This is a genomic window from Rhizobium sp. BK376 (genome assembly GCF_004341625.1).
GTDB lineage: Bacteria > Pseudomonadota > Alphaproteobacteria > Rhizobiales > Rhizobiaceae > Rhizobium.
This window is the reverse complement of sequence record NZ_SLZG01000083.1, coordinates 1-2409: the sequence shown is the minus strand read 5'-3', so window position 1 is coordinate 2409 and position 2409 is coordinate 1. Positions and strand designations below refer to the sequence as shown.

Below are 2409 nucleotides of genomic sequence, written 5' to 3'. Positions count from 1 at the left end.
GAACTTCATCTTGCCAATGCGATGGCGGCGGGAGGCATTGTGCTTGAAAGGCATTGTCACGAAGACCGGTTATTGCGATTGCCGATCACCTACGACAACCCCATTAACGATCCGCGCACCAACGCCCTCCCGCAGCCATCATTGCAAGACCTGCCCCCGACATCCGTACCCGGCCACCTGCAGCATGGAACAGCTTGCTGGGAGCAGTCGATCCCGGTTTCCGCTCCTGGAGCGGCGCCACGCTAAACCTCCCGCGGCTGCCCCTTTAACCAGTCAAGCGGCGCGAAAGGGCTCCGGCCGCGGCGCGACCTACGACTGGTACGCTCATCTGAAGAAGGGCTGGAAGTTACCGAGGAGGAGTTTTACAGGGTTAACGGTGAAAAACGATGAAAACTTCGAACCGACGCCTCACTTTAGAAATCACCGAGGGCGTGTTGATATCGAATCCCGACCAGGCCCAACGAGCGATTAACGATCTTCGTAAGGCCGGCGTTCGATTTTCGCTTGACGATTTTGGTTGCGGTTATGCAGGCATCGGCGCAATGCGGAAATTCGGCTTCGACAGCATGAAGATCGACCGCTCTCTTGTATGCAGCCAAACAGGGACGCGGGGGCAAACGCAGCCAGGGATGAGACGATCTGGAACAATGAAAAAGCCCGCCTGACCGGGGGTGGGATAGGCGGGCTCACTGGGAGCCGTCAGATTTGACGGCAGCTATTACCTACACCGTCATGCAACAGGCTTGCTTTGCAATCTACGTGGCTCTGGTATGCGGCTGTGTGTTTGTTGAATTACGGGCAATTTGAAGTCGCGGCCCGGTTTGCTGCCTGATCCTGAGACATTCCACTGGTGTTTTGACGGTGGCTTGACCGTTACAGTCGCTAGCCCTGCCATTGTTGTTGCTGCCGGCGGTGTCACTTCCTCTTCCGTTGTTGGAATTGCTGCCGCCGTTGGCAGAGCCTGAAAGCGATGGCTGATCATTTTATCGCAATCCCGATCGCGCGCTCTATTTCCATCTCCAGAAGGAGCCCGAACATGGAAAATATTAGAGAGTTTGCGACCAGCACGAATGGCGACCGCTGGTTCTTGGGCATCGATCAGTTGACCAACAAAGAGGTGGTTGTTCATCTGGGCAACCCATCATCCGGCGGTCATGAAACGATAACCTCCGTCGCCTCGTTCTTAAATCAACGCCCTCTCGGCCCGGAGCATAAGGCTTTGGATATGTTGCTTGCGGATCGAAGGGCAACCGAGGGCCAAGTGACCCCAGCAAAGCCGGTCTGATCATTCCGAGGCATGCGACCGTTCCGCTATCGTTTCGCTATCGTTTCGCTCTCAAGCCCAGGGCCTTATCGAATATTTGGGCTATCTGCAGGCCTTCGAAGTATTCCCAATCTTCTGCGCTTAGCTCGGTTGGTGAGTGCAGCCCGAACAATTCACCTTCGCCCATATTGGCTTTGATGAAGGCTGCAGCATCCCTGGCGCTGTCGAATGTGCGGTCGCCATTCGAAATCGTAACCGTCCAATTCGTTCTCATCTTGCCGTCCTGCCAGCCATCTACGTCTCCTCCGGTTGCAAGGTAGAAAACAAATATCGCTCATGAGTCGCAACATCATTTCGGAATAAGCGAGACCTATTCACATTCTTCAACTAATCCAGGGGTGTTACGACGCATCCTTCAACCTGCGAGTATCTGTGGCCGTCCGATCAGCAGATTGCCCGCCGGTCGGCCTAACTCGGGTTCCATCACATTCGCGTTACTCAGATTAAATACGGCACAAAGCGCCGCACCGAACGTTGGTCTGTGGAAGGCAAATGGTGATCTAAAATGAGAATTCTCGCAGTCATGAGCCTGTCTCTGGCGACTGCCCTGTCAAGCGTGCTGCCGGCTCAGGCTTTCCCTTCCATCAACAGCCCGGCGCTTCAGTCCTCGGATGTCCAGTTGATCCAATATCATGGGCGCGGATCGGGCGGTCGTGGTCATGGCGGATATTGGCCGCGCGGCGGCAGGCACTACGGTGGCTACCATCGTGGCTACGGACGCCATGGCGGTTACTACGGCGGGTATCGCCGGTACGGAGGCTATGGCGGCCACGGCTATTATGGCGGTGGCTACGGCTACGGCAATAACTACGGCGGCCTAGTGATCGGTGGGCTGGCAGCAGGCGTATTGCTCGGCAGCATGCTTGCTCAGCCAAGGTACTACGGCAATTCCGGCCAAAGCTGGTGCTATTCGCGATATCGTTCCTACAGAGCGTATGACAATACGTTCCAGCCTTATTATGGCCCGAGGCGCCAATGCATTGCACCGTACTAGCACTACTTTGGCAGAATTGAATTTAGGTTCATTTGGAACCTGATACGGCAGTGTGGACATCGTTGTGGTGGATGGTGGTTTGAGAGTGCGG

4 protein-coding genes and 1 pseudogene are annotated in these 2409 nt (G+C 55.5%); 4 read left to right on the top strand and 1 reads right to left on the bottom strand.

What is annotated here, in order from left to right:
• The 3 genes and pseudogenes from EV561_RS37810 to EV561_RS36885 all read left to right on the top strand — a co-directional run.
• The coding region (locus EV561_RS37810) for a hypothetical protein (protein ID WP_207910677.1) at positions 1–246 on the top strand (246 nt) is incomplete at its 5' end.
• A 158-nt stretch (positions 247–404) separates the two neighbouring features.
• A pseudogene (locus tag EV561_RS36890) lies at positions 405–590 on the top strand (EAL domain-containing protein); the annotation flags it as partial.
• A gap of 446 nt (positions 591–1036) precedes the next feature.
• Positions 1037–1285 (top strand): hypothetical protein, encoded by a 249-nt coding sequence (locus tag EV561_RS36885; protein ID WP_132528773.1) that lies wholly within the window; start codon positions 1037–1039, stop codon positions 1283–1285.
• A 37-nt stretch (positions 1286–1322) separates the two neighbouring features.
• Here EV561_RS36885 and EV561_RS36880 read toward each other — a convergent pair whose 3' ends face one another.
• Positions 1323–1538: a hypothetical protein gene (locus tag EV561_RS36880; protein WP_132528772.1), complete on the bottom strand. Its 216-nt coding sequence runs from the start codon at positions 1536–1538 to the stop codon at positions 1323–1325.
• Positions 1539–1829: 291 nt separating this feature from the next.
• Here EV561_RS36880 and EV561_RS36875 point away from each other — a divergent pair, with 291 nt between their 5' ends.
• The gene (locus EV561_RS36875) at positions 1830–2318 is read left to right on the top strand and encodes a BA14K family protein (protein ID WP_132528771.1); all 489 of its coding nucleotides are present in this window, start codon (positions 1830–1832) and stop codon (positions 2316–2318) included.
• The last annotated feature ends 91 nt before the right edge of the window (positions 2319–2409 follow it).

Excerpts from the sequence above, each read along its gene's own strand:
- EV561_RS36880 (WP_132528772.1), bottom strand. The coding sequence starts at position 1,538 with ATGAGAACGAATTGGACGGTTACGATTTCGAATGGCGACCGCACATTC.
- EV561_RS36885 (WP_132528773.1), top strand. The coding sequence starts at position 1,037 with ATGGAAAATATTAGAGAGTTTGCGACCAGCACGAATGGCGACCGCTGG.
- EV561_RS36875 (WP_132528771.1), top strand. The coding sequence starts at position 1,830 with ATGAGAATTCTCGCAGTCATGAGCCTGTCTCTGGCGACTGCCCTGTCA.